The 15,938-nt window shown below is 64.2% G+C and carries 21 protein-coding genes and 1 tRNA gene; 12 read left to right on the top strand and 10 right to left on the bottom strand.

What is annotated here, in order from left to right; all coding sequences use genetic code 11:
• Positions 1-187 precede the first annotated feature (187 nt).
• Complete coding sequence (locus tag DU484_RS06625) at positions 188-1,300, top strand: mandelate racemase/muconate lactonizing enzyme family protein (protein ID WP_114605450.1); 1,113 nt, start codon at positions 188-190, stop codon at positions 1,298-1,300.
• Between the two features lie 155 nt (positions 1,301-1,455).
• Here the strand turns inward: DU484_RS06625 and DU484_RS06620 are convergent, their stop codons facing one another.
• Both DU484_RS06620 and DU484_RS06615 read right to left on the bottom strand, forming a co-directional pair.
• The gene (locus DU484_RS06620; protein ID WP_114605449.1) at positions 1,456-3,006 is read right to left on the bottom strand and encodes an ABC transporter substrate-binding protein; all 1,551 of its coding nucleotides are present in this window, start codon (positions 3,004-3,006) and stop codon (positions 1,456-1,458) included.
• 45 nt (positions 3,007-3,051) lie between these two features.
• On the bottom strand, positions 3,052-3,333 hold the full coding sequence (locus DU484_RS06615) for a hypothetical protein (protein WP_114605448.1): 282 nt from the start codon (positions 3,331-3,333) through the stop codon (positions 3,052-3,054).
• A 164-nt stretch (positions 3,334-3,497) separates the two neighbouring features.
• Here DU484_RS06615 and DU484_RS06610 point away from each other — a divergent pair, with 164 nt between their 5' ends.
• From DU484_RS06610 to DU484_RS19460, 4 genes are all read left to right on the top strand, one after another.
• Positions 3,498-4,619: an ABC transporter ATP-binding protein gene (locus DU484_RS06610; protein WP_114605447.1), complete on the top strand. Its 1,122-nt coding sequence runs from the start codon at positions 3,498-3,500 to the stop codon at positions 4,617-4,619.
• A 154-nt stretch (positions 4,620-4,773) separates the two neighbouring features.
• On the top strand, positions 4,774-5,748 hold the full coding sequence (locus DU484_RS06605) for a carbohydrate ABC transporter permease (RefSeq protein ID WP_114605446.1): 975 nt from the start codon (positions 4,774-4,776) through the stop codon (positions 5,746-5,748).
• On the top strand, positions 5,745-6,608 hold the full coding sequence (locus tag DU484_RS06600; RefSeq protein WP_114585326.1) for a carbohydrate ABC transporter permease: 864 nt from the start codon (positions 5,745-5,747) through the stop codon (positions 6,606-6,608). Before DU484_RS06605 ends, DU484_RS06600 begins: the two co-directional genes overlap by 4 nt.
• A gap of 39 nt (positions 6,609-6,647) precedes the next feature.
• Positions 6,648-6,791: a hypothetical protein gene (locus tag DU484_RS19460; RefSeq protein ID WP_157969273.1), complete on the top strand. Its 144-nt coding sequence runs from the start codon at positions 6,648-6,650 to the stop codon at positions 6,789-6,791.
• Here DU484_RS19460 and DU484_RS06595 read toward each other — a convergent pair.
• Positions 6,788-7,558, bottom strand: a complete 771-nt coding sequence (locus DU484_RS06595) for an IclR family transcriptional regulator (RefSeq protein WP_114585325.1) — start codon at positions 7,556-7,558, stop codon at positions 6,788-6,790. The two genes, DU484_RS19460 and DU484_RS06595, sit on opposite strands and share 4 nt — an antisense overlap.
• A 753-nt stretch (positions 7,559-8,311) precedes the next feature.
• Here DU484_RS06595 and DU484_RS06590 point away from each other — a divergent pair.
• The gene (locus DU484_RS06590; protein ID WP_114605445.1) at positions 8,312-8,824 is read left to right on the top strand and encodes a hypothetical protein; all 513 of its coding nucleotides are present in this window, start codon (positions 8,312-8,314) and stop codon (positions 8,822-8,824) included.
• 182 nt (positions 8,825-9,006) lie between these two features.
• Here the strand turns inward: DU484_RS06590 and DU484_RS06585 are convergent.
• Positions 9,007-9,078: transfer RNA gene (locus tag DU484_RS06585), tRNA-His, on the bottom strand.
• A 118-nt stretch (positions 9,079-9,196) separates the two neighbouring features.
• Here DU484_RS06585 and DU484_RS06580 point away from each other — a divergent pair.
• Positions 9,197-9,655 carry a DUF5814 domain-containing protein gene (locus DU484_RS06580; RefSeq protein ID WP_114585323.1) on the top strand — a complete coding sequence of 153 codons (459 nt, stop codon included), beginning with the start codon at positions 9,197-9,199 and terminating at the stop codon, positions 9,653-9,655.
• Positions 9,656-9,658: 3 nt separating this feature from the next.
• Here the strand turns inward: DU484_RS06580 and DU484_RS06575 are convergent, their stop codons facing one another.
• The 3 genes from DU484_RS06575 to DU484_RS06565 form a co-directional block, all read right to left on the bottom strand.
• Positions 9,659-10,057, bottom strand: a complete 399-nt coding sequence (locus DU484_RS06575; RefSeq protein WP_114587187.1) for a CopG family transcriptional regulator — start codon at positions 10,055-10,057, stop codon at positions 9,659-9,661.
• Positions 10,058-10,120: 63 nt separating this feature from the next.
• Positions 10,121-10,753 carry an RPA family protein gene (locus tag DU484_RS06570; RefSeq protein ID WP_114605444.1) on the bottom strand — a complete coding sequence of 211 codons (633 nt, stop codon included), beginning with the start codon at positions 10,751-10,753 and terminating at the stop codon, positions 10,121-10,123.
• Position 10,754: 1 nt separating this feature from the next.
• Positions 10,755-11,684, bottom strand: coding sequence for a replication factor A (locus DU484_RS06565; RefSeq protein WP_114587186.1), 930 nt, complete (start codon positions 11,682-11,684; stop codon positions 10,755-10,757).
• A 165-nt stretch (positions 11,685-11,849) separates the two neighbouring features.
• Between DU484_RS06565 and DU484_RS06560 the strand changes: the two genes are divergently transcribed.
• Positions 11,850-12,122: a DUF7091 family protein gene (locus DU484_RS06560; protein ID WP_114585321.1), complete on the top strand. Its 273-nt coding sequence runs from the start codon at positions 11,850-11,852 to the stop codon at positions 12,120-12,122.
• A 5-nt stretch (positions 12,123-12,127) separates the two neighbouring features.
• Entirely contained in the window at positions 12,128-13,153 is a 1,026-nt protein-coding gene (locus tag DU484_RS06555) for a mannose-1-phosphate guanylyltransferase (protein WP_114606727.1), read from the top strand.
• On the opposite strand, the gene DU484_RS06550 is transcribed toward DU484_RS06555, so the two are convergent.
• On the bottom strand, positions 13,154-13,618 hold the full coding sequence (locus DU484_RS06550) for a Tfx family DNA-binding protein (RefSeq protein ID WP_114585320.1): 465 nt from the start codon (positions 13,616-13,618) through the stop codon (positions 13,154-13,156).
• A gap of 77 nt (positions 13,619-13,695) precedes the next feature.
• Positions 13,696-14,145, bottom strand: a complete 450-nt coding sequence (locus DU484_RS06545) for a TRAM domain-containing protein (RefSeq protein ID WP_114585319.1) — start codon at positions 14,143-14,145, stop codon at positions 13,696-13,698.
• A gap of 108 nt (positions 14,146-14,253) precedes the next feature.
• On the opposite strand from DU484_RS06545, the gene DU484_RS06540 reads away from it, so the two are divergent.
• Positions 14,254-14,403, top strand: a complete 150-nt coding sequence (locus DU484_RS06540; protein WP_114448092.1) for a 50S ribosomal protein L40e — start codon at positions 14,254-14,256, stop codon at positions 14,401-14,403.
• Here DU484_RS06540 and DU484_RS06535 read toward each other — a convergent pair.
• Positions 14,400-15,017 carry an MBL fold metallo-hydrolase gene (locus DU484_RS06535; RefSeq protein WP_114585318.1) on the bottom strand — a complete coding sequence of 206 codons (618 nt, stop codon included), beginning with the start codon at positions 15,015-15,017 and terminating at the stop codon, positions 14,400-14,402. The genes DU484_RS06540 and DU484_RS06535 overlap by 4 nt on opposite strands.
• Positions 15,018-15,115: 98 nt before the next feature.
• On the opposite strand from DU484_RS06535, the gene DU484_RS06530 reads away from it, so the two are divergent.
• Together DU484_RS06530 and DU484_RS06525 are read left to right on the top strand one after the other, a co-directional pair.
• Positions 15,116-15,292, top strand: a complete 177-nt coding sequence (locus DU484_RS06530; RefSeq protein ID WP_114585317.1) for a DUF5786 family protein — start codon at positions 15,116-15,118, stop codon at positions 15,290-15,292.
• Between the two features lie 52 nt (positions 15,293-15,344).
• A complete protein-coding gene (locus DU484_RS06525; protein ID WP_114587184.1) occupies positions 15,345-15,917 on the top strand; it encodes an endonuclease dU in 573 nt (190 codons plus the stop codon).
• Positions 15,918-15,938 lie beyond the last annotated feature (21 nt).

Genomic DNA, 15,938 nt, shown 5'->3' with positions numbered 1-15,938 from the left:
CCGGCGGCGGTATAAATCCGGGCGACGGTGCAGGTAATCGGCACGAGCCTGTCGGCGGTCCAGTTCTCCCGCCAGTCCGGCGAAACCACGGGCCGGTGGCTGCGCGGTCCGGTCGTCTCGACGGCCACCCCGCGAACTGGCGGTAGTTTTACAGTATGGGTGGGTGTCCATGGGGGTAGGTTAACCTATGGAGATAACCAACGTCGAAGCGTCGGCGCATCTCGTACCGGTCGATGTCCCCCTGCGGGACGAAGTGAAACGGCGTCGGGTCGTCGTCGCGTCCGTCGAGACGGACGAGGGAATCACCGGACACGGGGTCGCGGCGAAGCCGCAGTGGTTCGGGATCCGGTCGCTGATCAACGAAGAGGTCGGCCCGTTCGTCGAGGGCATGAATCCCCTCGAGACCGAGCGGATCTACAAGCAGTCACAGCTGGAGATCAACCCCCGATACCAGACCGGCGTCTGGCACTCCGCGATGAGTGCCGTCGACATCGCCCTGTGGGACATCGCGGGGAAGTACCACGGCGAACCGGTCTGGCGGCTTCTCGGTGGGGCCCAGAACCCGGTCGACGCGTACGTCACCTTCGGGCTGAAGAACTTCAACCGCGAGCAGCTGGCGGAGGTAGCGGCCGACTTCGCCTCGCAGGGCGAGACGCGGCTGAAAATGAAAGTCGGCATCAACGGCGCGGACGACCTCCCGGAGGACGAGGCTCGAGTCGCCGCGGTCCGTGAGGCCGTCGGCGACGACGTGGAGCTGATGATCGACGCCAACCACGAGTTCTCGGTCAACCAGGCGATCAAGCTCTGTGAGCGGCTCGAAGAGTACGACATCACGTGGTTCGAGGAGCCGGTCTACGCGAACGACCCCGACCTGCTCGCGAAGCTCCGGGAACGAACGACGATTCCGATCTCGGCCGGGCAGAACGACGGCGGTCGCTACCAGCATCGCAAACTCGTGCAGCGGGGCGCGGTCGACATCGTGCAGCCGAACGTCGTCTACAACGGCGGCTACACCGAGGGCAGGAAGATAGCCCACCTCGCACAGGCGTACAACCTCGACATCGCCAACGGCGGCGGGTGGCCCCACCACAACGCGCACCTCCACGCCGGCATGGAGAACGGCTGGCGCGTCGAGTACCACTACATCATGTACCGGGTGGGCGAGAAGCTGTTCGACGACCCGCCGCACATCGACGGGAACGAGGTCGAACTCTCCGAGGAACCCGGACTCGGGTTCGAGCCGGATCCGGACGCTCTCGACGAGTACGAGGTCACGTCGACGGACGAAGTGGACTGGTAAGGACCGTCGCAGCCCTCCCCTTTCGAGCGAGGATCACGACCGCGACGGACACGACACGCCTGGCTACCCGGTGTCGAAAAGAACGAAAAACAACGGTCGATTCGGCGACAGCGGCCGGCCGTGCGGAACGACGACCAGTTGCTCGTTGGGTCGGGTTAGAGACCGCCGCCCTGGCTCCGGTCGAGGATGTCCTGGACCTGCGGCGCGTAGTTGTCGACGACCGTTTCGGGATCCTTCTGGTCGACGTTGACTGCCTGGACCATCTCCGACAGGATGCCGGTCGCCCAGATGGACCCGAGGTGGGGGTTCGTTCTCTCGGCCTCGAAGATCTGTGCGTCGGCGTGTGACGTCGCCTCGTACAGGTGACGCTTCGCCGACGCGCCGATGCCGTTCGAGTTGTCGTAGCCCCCGTAGGGCCGGGTGTCCCAGTGGTCGGCCAGATCGTTTTTCAGGTGGTTCTGGAAGGGGTCGGATTCCTTGATCCCCGGGAACGGCGGCTGACAGTGGACAGGGCCGTCGCCCCAACAGAAGTCGGACGCGAACTCGGGATCGGACATCAGGAACTCGATGAACCGCTTGCCAGCCTCGGTGTTCTCGGCACCCGAGAACGCGTAGAGCGGCGCGACCTGGGCCTGGCTGTCCGGCGTCCGCTTCTCCGGGATGTGTCCCACGTTGGTGACGCTCTTCGCGGAGTCGTACGGCAGGTTGTCGTGGTGTGCCGAGTGGAGCTTCACCCGCGCACCGGCGTCGAAGGTGGCCGCCCCGAGCCCCGTGGGGATGGCGTGCTCGTTCTCGCCCTCGCCGGCGCCACCGGCCTCCACGGAGTACTCGTGGAGGTTCTGGAGATAGCTCAGCGTCTCGACCATCCTGTCGCGCTGCGTCCCGCTTCGCCACGCCACCTCGAACTTGTCGCCGGTCCACTCGCACATCTTCCCCCCGTTGGACATGAGGAACGAGCCCATCATGAAGTTCCCCGTGGCCTTCGCCTGGCCCGACATGACGAACACGCCCTCTTGGAGACTTTCGGGACCGTTCTCGGAGTGGGCCTGGGCGTACTCCATCAGCTTGTCCCACGTGTCCGGGACGAAGTCCTGACTGAGGCCGACGTCCTCAAGCAAGTCGTCGCGGAACCAGTAATCCGTGACTCCCTGTGCGAAGGGAATCATATAGTCCTCGCCGTCCTGCTGCCACCTGACGACCGGGTCCCCGTGCTTTTCGATCAGACGCTCCATGTTCTCGGTGAGGGGCGCGAGGGCGCCCTCGTTGTAGAACTGGCCCCCGATCGACAGGTTGATCGTCGCCACTTCCGGGGGGTCTCCGGACTGGATCAGCGAGACGATCCGCTGGTACTTGCTGTCCCCGATCCCGGTATACTGCGGTTCGACGACGGCTCCGGTCTCTTCCTCGAACGCGGCCGCGGCGCGGTCGATGACCTCGATCAGTTGGTCGCTGGTTTCGCCTTTGATGAACTGGACGGTGTCCCCCTCGATGTCGGATTTGGCGGTACTCCCGGTGGTACCGCCATCGCCGCCATCGCCGCCATCGCCGCCACCGCCGCCACCGCCGCCATCGCCGCCGTCGCCGCCGTCGCCGTCGCCGCCGTCGCCACCGGTACATCCTGCCAGACCGACAGCACCGGTTGCTGCGAGTGTCTTAAGCGCTTTTCTACGATTTACGCTACGCCAACGGTTGTCTTCCGTGGGCATAAGAAACAATCATGATGGTACACATATAAAAATATTGGGACGTGATCACATCCCAATCAGCCATTGAACGATCCTCGGTCCGAAGGAGATGACCACCAGATAGACGAACACGACCACCCCCGTTCGTACTCCGCCGTCCGGAGAGACACCGGGGATCGACGAGAGATCCCGCGCGATACCGTTGTAGTTGATGCCGACGTACACCGGGACCCAGACGAACGCGAGGGTGCTCAGGATCGGTAACGCCAGTACGTATACGACGCCGAGCGCGATGTTTCGACCCGTCGCCCCTTTTCGCATGCCGGGGACGTATTCGACGAACGCCATGGCCAACGGTCACGGGCGAAGCTTAAGAACGTGCGGGTGACTGCTGCCGGGAAGCCATCACGACAACTATCCGACTAGTCGGGGAGAATCGACCCACGGAACGGAGGCAGTCCGGAGAACGGTCACCCCGAGATTTTTTTAACTTCCGTGATGTGCACGTTACCATGGCCCACCTAGAGGTCGATAACATCCGAAAGGTGTTCGACACCCCTGATGGTAAGGAAGTTGCCGTAGAAGGGGTCAGCTTCGAGGCTGACGACGGCGAGTTCGTGACGCTCGTCGGCCCGTCCGGGTGTGGAAAGACGACTACGCTTCGGTGTATCGCTGGGCTCGAAACCCCGACGAGCGGGAAAATACGCCTCGACGGGCGAGACATCACGGAGCTTCCTCCGAACAAACGGGACATCTCGCTCATGTTCCAGTCCATCGCGCTGTACCCGCACATGACCGTCCGGGAGAACATCGCGTACCCGCTGAAGGTCGACGGCGTCTCCAAAGAGAAGCGAAAAGGACCGGCCACGGAGGCGGCCCAGACGATGCAGATCGAGGACATGCTGGACAAGATGCCCGGCGACCTGAGCGGGGGACAACAGCAGCGGGCGGCCCTCGCTCGAACCGTGGTGCAGGACCCCGGCGTGTTCCTGATGGACGAACCGCTCAGTGACTTAGACGCGAAGCTGAAAGCCGAGACGCGAAAGGAGATCCAGCGGATCCACGAGAAGCTGAATACGCCGGTCGTGTACGTCACGCACGATCAGGAGGAGGCGATGACGATGAGCGACTACATCGCCGTTATGAACGACGGAGAAATCGAGCAGTTCGACAGCCCGAACAACATCTTCTATCGGCCCAACAACCTGTTCGTCGGGCAGTTCATCGGCCAGCACGGCATGAACGTGGCGGACGCCGAAGTGGTTCGCACCGACTCGGGCGTGTCGGTTGCGATCAACGAGTACGAGCCGGACCTGCGACTGGAAAATCCGGAGAATCTCCAGGATGGCCAAGTCAAATTGGGATTCAGGCCGGAGAACACGCTCCTCGAAACGGACGCAACCGAAGGGATCCCGGGCGTCGTCGAACTGATCGAGACCTTCGGCGAGGAGGCAGTCGTGACGGTCGACATCGATCGTTCGGAACCGTTGCTCGCCGTCATCGACTCGAACAGGGATCTGAACGAGGGGGCGAACGTACGGGCGCAGATCGGACGGTACGCGCACGTCTTCGACGAGGAGACCGGCGACATCTTGACGCACACGATGCGGGGACGGAAACAGCCGGCGGACTGACGGCCGCGTTCGTCGGGTGTGGCACTCGTCGACGCCGATCGTGTTTTCCGACGCTTTCTGCCATTTCGGTCCTCTGAGTCGCTGTATTTCGGCTTTCGTACCGTATCGGGCACAACAAAGGATTTAATACGACGACTAGGGAGTATGGTGACACATGGCATCAGCTACCAAAGATGGGGTAGCGTCGGTCGTATCGAAGGTGGTCGGCCAGAGCCGAAGAGAGCGACTCGAGGACTACCTGTCCGACCGCAAAGTAATGGCGTTCATCACGGTCGTTCCGGCCACGACGATGTTCGCACTCATCGTCGCGGCGCCGATCATCTGGTCGATGGCCGCCTCGTTCCACTCGATCAACGCACTCAGTCCCGAGTGGGAGTTCGTCGGGGTCGAGAACTACGTCACACTCATCTCCTCGGGGCAGTTCTGGACGTCGTTCGGGTACAATCTGGTGTGGGCGGCCTCGACCTCCATACTCAACACGGTCTTGGGCACGGGGGTGGCGCTGTTGCTCAACCAGAACTTCAGGTTCAAGCGGGTGCTGACGCCCGTGATGCTGTTCCCCTACTTGGTCCCGACCGCCTTCTTCGGGTACATCGTGATGTGGATAACCACCCAGCAGTGGGGCCTGCTGAATCAACTCCTGATCGCGTTCGGCATCATCGCGCGGGAAAACGTGATCGCGTGGTTCACCGGTGATCCGCTGACCGCCCTCACCACACTCGTCGCCGTCCACAACTGGAAGTTCTCCATCTTCGTCGCCATTCTGGTGTACGCGAAGTTGCAGGGGATTCCGGACGACCTCTACGAGGCGGCGATCATGTCCGGCGCGACGAAGTACCAGCAGTTCAGGGACATCACGCTCCCGTACATCAAGAACGTCCTGTTCATCACGGTTCTGCTCCGCGGGCTCTGGAACTTCAACATGTTCGACCTCATCTGGGTCGCAACTAACGGGAACCCGATCGACTCGCTGATCACGCTCCCGGTGCTCGCCTACAAGACCGGGTTCCAGTTCCAGCAGCTGGGTATGTCCAACACGATCGCGACGACGCTGTTCATCATCCTCTCGATCGTCGGAATCATCTACTTCAAAACGGCCAAACCGTCCCAGGAGGTGCGCGTAGAATGAGTACCGAAGACAAGGGCCCGTTCGGGCTGACGGAGGTACAGTACCACAAACTCAAGAACAAGACCATCTGGGGAGGAATCTCGCTGGCGACCATAGTGGCAGTGGTCGCAATCTTGATTCCTCCGTACTGGATGCTGCATTCGTCGCTGTCGCCGTTCTCGCTGCTCAGGAAGGTGCCGCCACAGTGGTTCCCGATGGAGTTCACCTTCGCCCACTACGAGAGCGTCCTGTTCTCCTCTCAGTACCCACGGTTCTACATCAACAGCATCATCCTGTCGGTCGGGGTGCTGATCATCGTGACGTCGTTGTCGACGCTGGCCGGCTACGGACTGACCCGGTTCGACTTCCGACAGAAGCGTAATTTCGCCCGAATGATCCTGTTCGGCTACATGTTCCCGCCGATCCTGCTCTCGATTCCGATGTTCGTCATCTGGAAGGACATCGGCATCCACAACACCTACGTCGGCGCGATGCTGGCGATCAGCGCAACGCGGTTACCGCTCTGTATCTGGATCATGTGGCAGTTCTTCCAGACCGTTCCGTACTCCCTAGAGGAGTCCGCACAGATGTCCGGTGCCTCACGCTTCCGCGCGTTCTACGAGATAGCACTCCCGATATCCAAGCCCGGGATCCTGGCCGTCGCGACCCTAGCCGTTCAGGGTGGATGGAACGCGTACACCGTCCCCAAAATCATCCTCATCGACCAGACCCTGTGGCCGATCACGGTCGGGATCGAGAGCTTCATCAAGTCCTCGACGATCCTGTGGCCGCAGATCATGTCCGGGGTGACGCTGGGGATGATTCCGGTGATCTTCTTCCTCTACCTGCTTCACGGTAACTGGGAAACCATCTCCGTCTGATCGCCACCGGCTCGCCCGGACTTCCGAAGCGAGCCGCCGTTGGCCCTCGTATCGCTCGACTCGCATCCGAATCAACCGAAGCCGTCCGCGTTCGACGCCGTCGAACGACTCCTCCACCTCACGGAGCGGCGTGGGACGGGACTCGTCGCGAGCACGGTTGTCGAGGTGGTCGCTGCCGGTTAGATGTGAGTCGCGTTCACTTCGATGATGTTGGCAACCCGCTGGACGCGGCGGGGCAGTTCACCCCCGAATACGTCTTCCTGAAGGCGGGACTTCGGTGCCGAAACGCTCACCGCACCGAGCACCGTCCCGTCGCTCTTGACGACCGGCGAAGCCACACACCGGACGCCCTCGATCCGTTCGCCGTCGTCGGTCGCATATCCACGTTCGCGGATTCGGCGGAGTTCGTCCTCCAGCTCGTCCCGTGAGCTGAGCGTCTGTGAGGTGAGCGGGGCAAGTCCGTGACGGTCGAGTATCCACTCGTACCGCTCGTCCGGGAGGTGTGCCAGTATCGACTTTCCGAGCGCGGTGGTGTGTAGATACGTTCGCATTCCCTCGTACGTGTCGAGTTTCAGCGCATCGGACCCGGTCGCAATGTAGAGAAAGATGCCTCGTCCGTGTTCCTCGATCATCAGGTTGGCGTGCTCGCCGGTGTCGCGCGCGAGTTTCTTGATCTCGGGCTCTGCGACGTTGTATATCTGCATCCGGTCGCGGACGTACCCCCCGAGCGTGAGGAACTTCGTCCCGAGTCGGTAGCGGCCGTCCTCTTGGACCACGTAGTGTTGCTCCTCGAGCGTCTTGAGGTGGTCGTGCACGGTGCTGACCGGCAGATCCATCTCAGCCGAGAGCTCGGACACGCCCGCCCCGTCGAGGGATTTCAGCGCATCTACGATCCGGAAGCTGGTCTTCGTAGCCTCGATTGGCGCGTCGTGCCGTTCGTTTCTCGACATACGTTACCATTGTTCACTTCAATGTTAAAATTTCCGCCATGATCGGACGAACCCCGTCGGACGCGACGGCAACCGCGGGTCGGATCGCGGGAGGCTACCGGCAAGATGGACGACGGAGCGGTTACTACCGGCTCTGCGTTGGAGTCGGTGACACTGTGACGTCGGCAGTTATCCGACAGTGTCGGATAGCAATTCGTCGAGCGAAATGCACGGTAACGAGGCACGTGGACTACCCTCGAATCCCGTTTCGGATGGGAAATATTGCCCGTGACGCGTCGAGAAACGTGATCGATTTGACGATAGATATCACAACGTTATGGTTGTTATTCGTTTTCTGGAAATGTGTCCGAACAGTGTGTTTCAAAAACCATTATAATAATTCATTTATCAATTTCAAAAAGCGATGGGCAAACAAATATGAGTATTATTCGTCAGAAATATCTGAAACAGAATTGTTGCATCTTTATCACAACGTAGTCCGGTAATGCCGGAAACAACGGCCTCCGTACGGAACGTCGCCAACCGAGGCAGTCTTCGTTCCAGCACGACCGGGTGATCGGCCCACCCGAAGTTCGGATCGAGAGGTAAGCGGTCCACGTCACCCCCGCAACCGTCTCGCGAATCCGGACCCGAATCTTCGATTTCCGTCTCGTGATGCGACGCGGACCGCTCGCTGGGCCTCTCGCCACTGGCCAAGCAGCCGTACCGTCCACGCCACCAGCTAGCTTACACGAATGCATATTGTCTTTACCGATGCGTGACGACCTCGTTATGTTTAAGTATCTGTATGGACAAGTATCGAAAAAGATGCCTGTGACAGTAAACCTGAGCGGCGAAGGGATCGAGTTCGAACGAGAAATATCGGAAGATGCCGCGATAGAGATCATGCAGCTATCGATCTCGGATGGCCGAAGTAACGACGAGGGGACCGCCGAGGAACGGGATGACTCCGACGTCGACGCCAAGACTCTCCCGGACGATTTCTTCAGGCGGCTTTCTTCGAAACAGAGAGCCATGCTTACTGTCCTTACGGAGGCCAAGGACCCACTCACGAGTACCGAGCTTCGGCGGCGCATGGACGAAGAGTACGACATCGAGACCAGTGGTGGTCGAGCGCTCGCCGGCATCCTCGCCGGCTTCACCCGAAAGTATGGAGCGGATTTCGAACTCGTATCCATCGATTGGGGGGACGGCGAGGGACTCTACCAGTTGAACCCGAACCGTCCCGGCTACGTCGAGGAACTCGAATCTCGGTTGCTCGACTGAACGGCGAGGACGCCTCGCTACGCATCACCGAACGACGGGGTTCGATCGACACGGTTGGTGGCGGTCGTGAAAAAGTTCGGGCGCGAGAATCGAACCCGATTGCGAGACTCGCTGTCGCTCGACTCGCGTGATTCGATTCTCCGTCGGACCTTCCGGTCCTCACACTGGTTCGTCCCGAGAAGGTCCGGGTGCGAGAATCGAACCCGCGTCTCAGCCTCCACAAGGCTGAAGGATAACCACTACCCCAACCCGGACACGACTCGGACTACTGCGCTGTGAGTAAAGTAGGTTACGACTCGGGACTACCATGCGTCCCCAGCACACGGCAGGAAGTCGGGAGTCTTTAGCCTCGCCGTCCCGTAGTCGCCGCCAGTGGCCATCACCGACAAAGTCTATCTGAAGAACCACCGTCAGATCGTCTCCCAGCTAGATACGTCTATCCCCAAGGGCGCGTTCAAGGGGGCGACGATGGAGGTGCTCTACAGCGGCGACGGCCTCACCAAACTCGACGACGCCACCCGCGACCGACTCCTCGATTTCGCGACCGACTTCCTCGACTGCGAGGACCCCGACGACCTCTACACCGGCTACCCCGAACGGCAGTTCGTCCGCTACCTGCTGGAACTCCGCGCGCAGGGGCTGGGGCCGGACGCCATCGTCGACGTGATGACCGACGACTACATGCTGTACGCCTACCCCGGCGACGTGCTCTCTTTCCTCGACCGGGCGGTGCGACGGCTGGAGGCGGTCGAGTCGCTGGCGGCGGTCGAGGGAGACGGGGAGATGGAGCGTCGGGCCGCCGAGACGCGGCGGGTGCTGTCGAACGGCTAACGGTCAGCCCAGCTGGTACGGTTCGTCGTGGTCGCCGTCCAGGTCCTCGAGGTGGATGATCTCCTCCCCCGTCTCCAGTTGTTCCTGCAGGTACTCGATGTACCGTTTGTGCTCGTCGAGCTGTTCGTTCAGGTGTTCGACCTCGAGTTCGAGGCGTTCGCGCTCGCGGACGAACTCCTTCGGCACCTCGACGGTCGGCGGGAAACTGGGCTCGTCGTCCGGGCGGCGGGCGAACTCGTGCTCGGGGACGACTTCGACCTGGCCGTCGTGGGCAACGAGCATGTCGACGTAGTCACGAAACACCGCGGACAGGGAGATGTCGCGCTCCTCGGCGATGTCGCGGAGCGTCTCGAACGCGTCCTCGTTGACGCGGAAGGAGACGGTTTTGTTCTTGTTGCCCATCGTCACACCGCAATCGACGCCCGATTCACTTAAGCGTTCGTCAGACGACGGGGAGTCGGCCGATTAGGGCTCCGCCGGGGCGTCGATGCCGTCGTCGCCCTCGGCGTCGTCGTCCGATCCCAGTTCGTCCGACTCGTCCAGCCCTTCGAGCGCCGCGAGCGCCATCGGCCGGTAGTCGTCGACCGAGAGGTCGTACTCCTCGCGGGCCATGCGGGCGTACTCGTTGCTCTCGTCCTCGAACGCCTCGATTCGTTCGAGCGTCCGGGTGGCCGCCTCGACGACCCAGCGGTCGCGGGTTGCGGCGTCGACGGCCGTGATGGATTCGGGGCGCACGGAGACGTTGACGCTCCCGTCGTCCGTCTCGTAGGTCCGGGGCTTGCCGACGACGGCGACGTACGCCGGGGGTTCGAGGTCCCGGAGCGTCGAGGCGGCGTCCGGCTGGTACTGGCCGGCGTAGACGAAGAAGGTCCCCGTCGGGTCGACGATGCGACCCCGCCAGTACTCGTCGCCCTCGCCCACGTCCTCCTTCTCGGTCAGGGTGCCGACGAGGAACACGCGGTTAGCGCGTTCCCCCGTCGGGAGCAGGAGATAGACCGGGGCGCGTTCGTCGTCGGACTCCTTGAACGTGTGACTCGCGTCGTTGAACTCGCGGGCGAAGACGCGGCGCGCGACTTCGCGGGTGGGTGCCTGGCTCATGTTAGATCGACCTCGCTTCGATGAGGGCGGCTTCGGCGTCGACCGGATCGCTCAGTCGCTCGAACTCGTCGACCAACACGTACCGGCCGAACTGCGGGCCGCTCACCCGGTAGTACCGGCCGAGCGTCCCCGTGCGCATCTCGTCGGCGACGACGGTCGTATCCAGCGCGTCCATCGCCATGTCCTTCGCCTCCTCCAACGTCGTGCCGGTGAGTTCCTCCGTCGACTCGCGATCGAAGATCACCTCGTGGACCGTCTCGCCGTCGTCGAGGACGCCCTTGATCCGCAGGTCGAACTCGCCGTCGACGTCGCCGTGTTCGGAACACCGACCGTTCTGGAGGACGCGCGTGCAGTCGTCCTCGGGACAGCGCTTGATCAGGCCGCTCCCGCTCTGGATGTCGACCAGCGCCCCCTCGACGGTCTCGGCGTCGTCGCCGACCTCGATCTCCTCGTCGACTTCGGTGATGGTCGTCGTCCGGTTGAGCTTCACCGAGAAGTTGCCCTGGTACTCGTCGGTGACGAGGTTCTCCAGCCGGTAGACCTTTCCCTCCTCCAGTTCGGGGAGGTCCGAGGTCTCGAACGCGACGAACTTGGTCGTCCCCGTCTCGTCGCCGAGCAGGCCGACCTGGGCGACGGAGTCGCTCCGGGCCTCCCAGAGTTCGACGACTTTGGCGGTCACGTCCAGCCACTGTTCGTCCTGGTCGATTTCGGCGAGGCCGACGGAGGCGTTGCCGCCGCCGCCCAGCGCCTCACGCTCCAAGCCCGCCTCGTCGAGGTAGCTGTTCACGACGCTCCGGCGTGCTTCGTCCACCGGGACCCGGTACTCGTTGACGAGGTTGTCGAGGCGCTCCTCGACCTCGTCGACGGTCAGGTCCAGATGGTCCGAGAACTGCGCTACGATGTCCTCCGCGTGGGTATGCAAATCGGTCATGGTCTCACTCGCCTCCGTGTTGTTCTCGTGGGGAGGCACACGCCGGTTGGTTCGCGACAGTATAAAAACTTCCGTGACCACGGCGAAAGTGAAACAGTTCGGCTGGACCGGTCCGACACGGGGCGACGCCGACGGCCCTTTGACCCCGCCGGTACAAGCGGAGGTATGGACGACCGGCTGGAACGGTTCGTACGGACCACCTTCCGCTCGGCCGGCCGACGCTACGCCGAGGCCCGGAAGGCCTACCGCGAGGGGCGGGACACGCCCGCCCTGCCCCGGGACGACGAGGGGCGCGTCCGCATCGTCTGCCGGCGGGCGGCCGAACGCCGTGCCGTCGCGCTCGACGACGCCGGCCGCCCCGAGTGTTACGAGGCTGGCCACCCCGACTGTGAGGGGTGTGTCGAGGACGTTCACGAGGGCGTCGTGGAGACGTGGTGAGCGCCGTGAATCGCCCAACAGCCACGGATCGACCGCTCGTCGCCGTCGTGCTCGCCGGCGGCGTCGGCACGCGGCTCTACCCCGCGAGCCGGAGCCACCGACCGAAGCAGTTGCTCGCCATCGGCGGCGACGACAGCCTCCTCGAACGTACCGTCGCCCGCGTCGACTTCGCCGACGAGGTGGTCGTCGTGACCCGACCGGGGTTCGAGGACGCCGTCGGCGAGGCGGCCCCCGACGCGACCGTCCTCGTCGAACCCGCGGGCAAGGACACCGGCCCGGCGCTGGCCTACGCCACCCACCGGGTCGCCGACCGGTTCGCGGACCCCGTCGTCCTCGCGGTGCCGAGCGACCACCACGTCGACGGCGACTTCGAGGCGGCCGCCCGCCGTGGCGCCCGCGTCGCCACCGAGACGGGCGCACTCGTCACCTTCGGCGTCGAACCCACCCGCCCCGATACGGGCTACGGGTACATCGAACCGGGGCCAGACCACGGCGACTACGCCGATGTGGCCGCGTTCCACGAGAAACCGGACGCCGAGACGGCCCGACGGTACGTCGACCGGGGCGACTACTGGAACGCCGGCGTCTTCGCGTGGACGCCCGCGGCGTTCCGCGCGGCGGCACGGGACACGCCGCTCGGGCCGTTGCTCGACGCGCTCGACGCCGGCGATCCGACGGAAGGGTTCGACGCCGTCGACCCGGTGAGCGTCGATCACGCGGTGTTCGAACGCGCCGACGACGTCGTGACGGTCCCCCTCGGCGTCGAGTGGGACGACCTCGGCTCGTGGGACGCGCTCCGGCGGCTGCTGCCGGCCGACGAGGACGGGACCGTCGCCGTCGGCGACGTCGACGTCGTGAGTCTCGACGCCGAGAACAACGTGGTCGCGGGCGAGGACGTCCACGTCTCGCTGGTGGGCGTCGACGACCTGACCGTCGTCGCGTACGACGACCGGGTGCTGGTGGTGCCGACGGAGAGGGCACAGCAGGTGCGCGACCTGGTGGCCGAACTGGAGCGGCGCGGCGAGTTCTGATTACTTCGACTGCCGAACTCTGACGGTGCCGTCGGTGGTGACGCCGACCAGCAGGGGGGCCTGAATCTCGCGGCCCTGCACGGCCTCGCCGGCCTCGTCGCTGACGAGTTTCATCAGATCCGGCGCGGTGTGGTTGACCTTGACGCCGGCGGCGTCGCAGGCGTCGTAGACGAGTTTCGGCACGTTGTAGAGGTCGGTCTCCTCGTCGACTTCGACCCGGACGGGCGCGGTCAGGGCCTCCGCGAAGGCGACGGTTTCGCGGGCCTTCGCCACGTTGTCCCGGGCGCTCGACTCGATGCTGGAGACGTTCGCACGGGAGGTGCCGAGGAGATCGGCGATGGTGGACTGGCGCACGTTCCGCTCGCGGAGGGCGAGCACTTCGGCCTGTCGGCGCGTCAGAACGCTCTTCTCTGGGTCGAAACCGGCGCGTTCGAGCAGGGCGTTCGCGTCCGGGTCGTCTTCCATGCCTCGGTAGTACGCCTTCGGCCCCTAAAAGCTACACTTCCGACTGTCCACTCTCGACGTTGGGGCGGTGCCGGCGACTAGCTCCCCCAGAAGTTGTCTCGGCTTCCCAACTGCTCGGGACGACCGGAGTCCCCCGCCGTCGACTCCCCGTCCGACTCGTCGGCGGCCGTCACCTCGTCGTCCTCTTCCTCCTCCATCGGCAGCCGTTCGACTTCGTCGGCCGTCGCGTGGTTGGCCTTCACGCGGTCGATGCGGACCCGCGCCCGCGCCGGCGGGAGCGTCCCGTCGACGAGGACGATGAAGCCGTCTTCGGTACGGCCGACGCCCGCGCCGCTCTCGTGGATATCGGTCACCTCGACGACGAGCTCCTCCCCGGGTTTCACCGGCTGCTGTTTCAGATCGGAGATGGGCATGTCGTAGTGGTTGCACCACTCGGCACCCCCGCGGTCACCGTAGTGCTGGCACCCCATGCCCTGGATCCGCTCCGAGAAACTGGGGCAGTCGTCGGCGAGTGGACAGTTCGCCATGTCCCAACCTACTCAACCGGCTGTCTAAACGCTTGCGTTGTGCCGGGCGACGGCGTGGCGTCGTGGGCACTCGCAAGCGTTATCACCGTCGACCGGAAATCGAGTCGTATGGCTACCTTCGAGAGCGCGGAAAAGCGGATGCTCGACAAACAGATCTGTATGCGGTGTAACGCGCGCAACGCACCCCGCGCCAAGCGCTGCCGCAAGTGCGGGTACAAGAAGCTCCGCCCCAAGGCGAAAGAACGCCGTAGCGCCTAATCCTGGTACTTCGGCTCGCGACGCTCCGCCCGCGAGAGCGCCCGCGCTATCACCTGCCGGACGCTCTCGTCGTCCGCGTGGAACGCGTCGCCGTGGCCGGCGTACATCGCCGTCACCGAGTCCGGCAGTCGGTCGAGCAGCGTCTCCAGGCTCTCGATGAGGCGCTCGCGTGACTGCCCGGCCATGTCGGTCCGGCCGAAGCTCCCGTCGTCGAACGCGCCGTCGTTGTAGACGACCACGTCGCCGCTGAAGAGGGTGTGCTCGCTCACGAGCGAGACGTGGTCGTCCGCGTGGCCCGGCGTGTAGACGACGTCGAACGACTCGTCGCCCATCGCCACGGTGTCGCCGTCCGAGAGTTCGTGCGTCCGCCGCGAGTGGTCGCCGTAGGCGTACAGGTCGGCGTCGAACGCGTCGAGGACGGCGTCGAGTTCGCCGACGTGGTCGTGGTGCTGATGGGTGAGCACCACCCGATCCAACTCGTCGACGTGGTCCGCGACGACGGACGCGACGCCGGGCATCGTCCCCGCGTCGACCAGCGTCGGCGTCGCCCCGGTGACAAGATAGGCGTTGCACGTGAACTCCTCGGCGTCCGCGGTGACGGTGAGTACGTCCATACCCGACACACGGCGGTGACGGGGGAAATAACTGCCCGGTGTGGATCGGGGACCGCCTGCAAATGTTTTTTCATCGTGCGCGTGCTACGGATACACGTATGGGCTTCGGGAGCTACGACGAATCCGAACAGGAGAACCAGGAGTTAGACGCCGACCTCGACGACAACGAAGGGGTCGAGACGTCCGAGAACGACCACCGGGGGTCGGTCGAGTTCGAGATCGGGGCGTCGAACGACGAACTGCTCGATCGGCTCAAAGACATCAAAGAGGAGTGACCGCGGCGGGCGTGCGGTGGCGTCGCGGTCGCGTCTCGTCGTCGCACCCGCGATGAAGGCGGGCACGCGGGCGCTCGGCGTCGCGGAGTCGTTCGCCGACGGCGACGACCGGAGCGTCCTCTGCGGGGCCGTTCTCCGGGCGGACCGAACCGCAGACGGGTTCGTCTTCGGATCGTGTACGGTCGGTGGCACCGACGCCACCGCCGCCGTCGAGTCGCTGTTCGTCGACCTGGACCGCGAGGACGTGCAGTATCTCCTGCTCGCCGGCATCGCGCCCGCGTGGTTCAACCTCGTCGACCTGCGGGCGCTCGCCGACGCCGTCGAGCGGCCCGTTCTATCCCTCTCCTTCGAGTCGAGTCCCGGCCTCGAACCCGCGCTCCACCGGGAGTTCTCCGACGACGCCCTCGACGAGCGACTGGCGACCTACCGCGCACAGCCGCCGCGCCGACGGATCGAGGTGAACGACGACGCGGTGTGGGTCCGGGCCGTCGGCGTCGACGCCGCCCGGGCCGCGGAGATCGTCCGGGCGTACACCCCCGAGGGCGGCCGGCCCGAACCGCTCCGCGTGGCGCGGCTGGCGGCCCGGGCGGCGCGACGCTTCCGCGCGAGCGACGGCGACGTTTAAGCCCCCGGCCCCCGGCGGTCC

The sequence above is a fragment of the Haloplanus rubicundus genome (genome assembly GCF_003342675.1).
Lineage (GTDB): Archaea > Halobacteriota > Halobacteria > Halobacteriales > Haloferacaceae > Haloplanus > Haloplanus rubicundus.
This window is presented reverse-complemented; position numbering and strand designations above follow the sequence as displayed.

What these genes read in the sequence shown, in the direction of transcription:
- DU484_RS06530 (WP_114585317.1), top strand. Translation starts at nt 15,116, where the DNA reads ATGGGCTTCGGGAGCTACGACGAATCCGAACAGGAGAACCAGGAGTTA.
- DU484_RS06615 (WP_114605448.1), bottom strand. Translation starts at nt 3,333, where the DNA reads ATGGCGTTCGTCGAATACGTCCCCGGCATGCGAAAAGGGGCGACGGGT.
- DU484_RS06595 (WP_114585325.1), bottom strand. Translation starts at nt 7,558, where the DNA reads ATGTCGAGAAACGAACGGCACGACGCGCCAATCGAGGCTACGAAGACC.
- DU484_RS06625 (WP_114605450.1), top strand. Translation starts at nt 188, where the DNA reads ATGGAGATAACCAACGTCGAAGCGTCGGCGCATCTCGTACCGGTCGAT.
- DU484_RS06575 (WP_114587187.1), bottom strand. Translation starts at nt 10,057, where the DNA reads ATGGGCAACAAGAACAAAACCGTCTCCTTCCGCGTCAACGAGGACGCG.
- DU484_RS06535 (WP_114585318.1), bottom strand. Translation starts at nt 15,017, where the DNA reads ATGGACGTACTCACCGTCACCGCGGACGCCGAGGAGTTCACGTGCAAC.
- DU484_RS06590 (WP_114605445.1), top strand. Translation starts at nt 8,312, where the DNA reads ATGCGTGACGACCTCGTTATGTTTAAGTATCTGTATGGACAAGTATCG.
- DU484_RS06545 (WP_114585319.1), bottom strand. Translation starts at nt 14,145, where the DNA reads ATGGCGAACTGTCCACTCGCCGACGACTGCCCCAGTTTCTCGGAGCGG.
- DU484_RS06565 (WP_114587186.1), bottom strand. Translation starts at nt 11,684, where the DNA reads ATGACCGATTTGCATACCCACGCGGAGGACATCGTAGCGCAGTTCTCG.
- DU484_RS06540 (WP_114448092.1), top strand. Translation starts at nt 14,254, where the DNA reads ATGGCTACCTTCGAGAGCGCGGAAAAGCGGATGCTCGACAAACAGATC.
- DU484_RS06600 (WP_114585326.1), top strand. Translation starts at nt 5,745, where the DNA reads ATGAGTACCGAAGACAAGGGCCCGTTCGGGCTGACGGAGGTACAGTAC.
- DU484_RS06620 (WP_114605449.1), bottom strand. Translation starts at nt 3,006, where the DNA reads ATGCCCACGGAAGACAACCGTTGGCGTAGCGTAAATCGTAGAAAAGCG.
- DU484_RS06525 (WP_114587184.1), top strand. Translation starts at nt 15,345, where the DNA reads ATGAAGGCGGGCACGCGGGCGCTCGGCGTCGCGGAGTCGTTCGCCGAC.
- DU484_RS06560 (WP_114585321.1), top strand. Translation starts at nt 11,850, where the DNA reads ATGGACGACCGGCTGGAACGGTTCGTACGGACCACCTTCCGCTCGGCC.
- DU484_RS06605 (WP_114605446.1), top strand. Translation starts at nt 4,774, where the DNA reads ATGGCATCAGCTACCAAAGATGGGGTAGCGTCGGTCGTATCGAAGGTG.
- DU484_RS06570 (WP_114605444.1), bottom strand. Translation starts at nt 10,753, where the DNA reads ATGAGCCAGGCACCCACCCGCGAAGTCGCGCGCCGCGTCTTCGCCCGC.
- DU484_RS06610 (WP_114605447.1), top strand. Translation starts at nt 3,498, where the DNA reads ATGGCCCACCTAGAGGTCGATAACATCCGAAAGGTGTTCGACACCCCT.
- DU484_RS06550 (WP_114585320.1), bottom strand. Translation starts at nt 13,618, where the DNA reads ATGGAAGACGACCCGGACGCGAACGCCCTGCTCGAACGCGCCGGTTTC.